Origin of the sequence: Streptomyces palmae, from assembly GCF_004684805.1 — a bacterium.
Classification (GTDB): Bacteria; Actinomycetota; Actinomycetes; order Streptomycetales; family Streptomycetaceae; genus Streptomyces; species Streptomyces palmae.
In genome coordinates this window covers 1-2,291 of sequence record NZ_SRID01000601.1, presented here as the reverse complement: position 1 = coordinate 2,291, position 2,291 = coordinate 1, and the positions used below count along the sequence as shown (strand labels likewise).

The window sequence follows — 2,291 nt, the reverse complement described above, 5'->3', positions numbered from 1 at the left end:
CGTCGCCCCCGCACCCGAGGACGTACCCGACACCGCCGCCGCCGGCCTCAACTTCGACGGCATCTCCTACGCCAAGGGCGCCTCCGCGCTCCGCCAACTCGTCGCCTGGCTCGGCGAGCGCGACTTCCTCACCGGCATCAACGACCACTTCGCCCGCCACCGCTTCGGCAACGCCACCCTCGCCGACTTCATCGACTCCCTCGCCCAGGCCTCCGGACGCGATGTGCACACCTGGGCCGACCACTGGCTGCGCACCACCGGGGTCGACACCCTCACCCCCGAGATCCGCACCGAGGGCGACCGATGGACCGCCACCGTCCACCACCAGGGCAGCCGCCCCCACCGCCTCGCCATCGGCCTGTACGACCGGAGCGCCGACCAGCCGCACCGACTGGACCTGCGCGAACGCCTGGAGATCGACATCAGCGGCAAGCCGGGCGAGGTCGTACGGTTCGACCGCCCCGGCCGCCGCCCCGACCTCCTGCTGCTCAACGACGGCGACCTCGCCTACACCAAGATCCGCCTGGACCCGGACTCCTGGGAGACCGCCACCCTCGCCCTGTCCTGGCTGCCCGACCCCCTCAGCCGCGCCGTGCTGTGGAGCGCCGCCCGCGACATGGTCCGCGATGGCGCCCTGGCCCCCACCGCCTTTCTCCAGGCGGCCCGCGCCCACCTGCCGCAGGAGCCCGACACCGCGCTCGTCGAAGGCGTCCTGGCCTTCGCCCGCCTCCAGATCGCCGACCGCTACCTGCCCGCCGACCGGCGCCCCACCGCGCTGGCCACCCTGACCGACACCTGCCGCGAACTGCTCCGGCACACCCAGGACGGCTCGGGCCCCAGCCGGCGGCTGGCCGCCGTACGCACCCTCATCGACAGCACCACCGACACCGGTGAACTGCGCGGCTGGCTGACCGAGGGCACCGTGCCCGGCGGCCCGGAACTCGACCCGGAACTGCGCTGGCGCACCCTCCACCGGCTGGCCGTCCTCGGAGCCGCCACCCCGGACGAGATCGACGCCGAACTCGCCGGCGACTCCGGCGCCACCGGCCGGCAGGGCGCCGCCCGCTGCCGCGCCGCCCGCCCCGACCCGGCCGCCAAGCGCGCCGCCTGGAGCGCCCTGTTCGACTCCGACGACCTCTCCGCCCACCTCTTCAACGCCACCTTCGAGGGCTTCTGGCAATCCGAACAGCACACCCTGCTGGCCGACTACGTGCCCGAGTACTTCCCCGCCGCCGTCGCCCTCGCGCGGCGCCGCGGCGCCACCATCGCCCGGGCCGTGGCCCGTACCGGCTTCCCCGCCGTCGCCCTGGCGGACACCGTGCGGCTGGCGGAGGAGTGCCTGACCCGTACCGACCTGCCGCCCGCCCTGCGCCGCCAGCTCGCCGACGAGCTCGACGACGCCCGCCGCGCCCTGCGGGTACGGCAGACCGCCTAGCGCCGGGGGCCGCCGGAAACGGGGGAGGGGAGCACTTGCCCAGACGACCGGGAAGCACCGGTAGGGCCATCCGGCGACAACCCGCGAACCCGGAAACCGAAGAACCCGTTGAATCGGGGCAAAAGGATTCAATAGCGCATAAAGGAAGGGCGCCCGGTGTAACCGGGCGCCCTGCGCTGCTCTGTGAACTCGGCGAACTCCGCGAAACCCGCGAGCTCACTTACGACCGCGAGCGAACTCCTCCAGCGGCTCACCGACGATCTTGCCCGCGAGGCGGGTCGCCATCGAGTCGATCTCCTGCTGCAGAGCGGCCTCCGCCAGCGCCCGATCGGCGTCGATCTGGACCCGGGCCGAAGCCAGCATCTCCTCACGCTGCCGCTGCCCCTCGGCACGCAGCTCGGCCAGCAGCGCCGCACCCTGCTCCGCGGACTCCTGACGCATCCGCGCGGCCTCGTGACGCGCCTCCGCCAGCATCTGCTGGTACTCCTCGTGCGCACGCTCCGCCTGGTCGCGCAGCTCCTCCGCACGGTCCTGGCCACCCTCGATGGCCTCCTCGCGCTCCTTCAGCACCTTCGCGATACGCGGCAGGATCACGCCCGCCAACACAGCGAAGAGAAGGCCGAACGCGACGAACGCGATCAGCAGATCCCAGGTCTCGGGCTTGAGCGGGCCGATGTTCAAAGCAAGTTCCATGCCACAAGAATACGGGGCCCCTCCAGTGGATCCGCACGGGTGATCCCCCACCGCGGTCCCACGTACGAGTGGACTCCCGGCAAGGACGGAATACGGCCCCCATCCGGCCAGTAGCTTAGGGCGGCCTTACCCCACCGACCCCACCCGGGTCGCACCCATGGAC

At 72.5% G+C, this 2,291-nt stretch carries 2 protein-coding genes; one reads left to right on the top strand and one right to left on the bottom strand.

Annotated features, from left to right (window positions below):
• A partial coding sequence (locus E4099_RS31375) for an ERAP1-like C-terminal domain-containing protein (protein WP_209446821.1) occupies positions 1-1,435 on the top strand: 1,435 nt, incomplete at its 5' end.
• 216 nt (positions 1,436-1,651) lie between these two features.
• Here the strand turns inward: E4099_RS31375 and atpF are convergent.
• On the bottom strand, positions 1,652-2,128 hold the full coding sequence (atpF, locus tag E4099_RS31370; RefSeq protein ID WP_135342488.1) for a F0F1 ATP synthase subunit B: 477 nt from the start codon (positions 2,126-2,128) through the stop codon (positions 1,652-1,654).
• Positions 2,129-2,291 lie beyond the last annotated feature (163 nt).

What these genes read in the sequence shown, in the direction of transcription:
- atpF (WP_135342488.1), bottom strand. Translation starts at nt 2,128, where the DNA reads ATGGAACTTGCTTTGAACATCGGCCCGCTCAAGCCCGAGACCTGGGAT.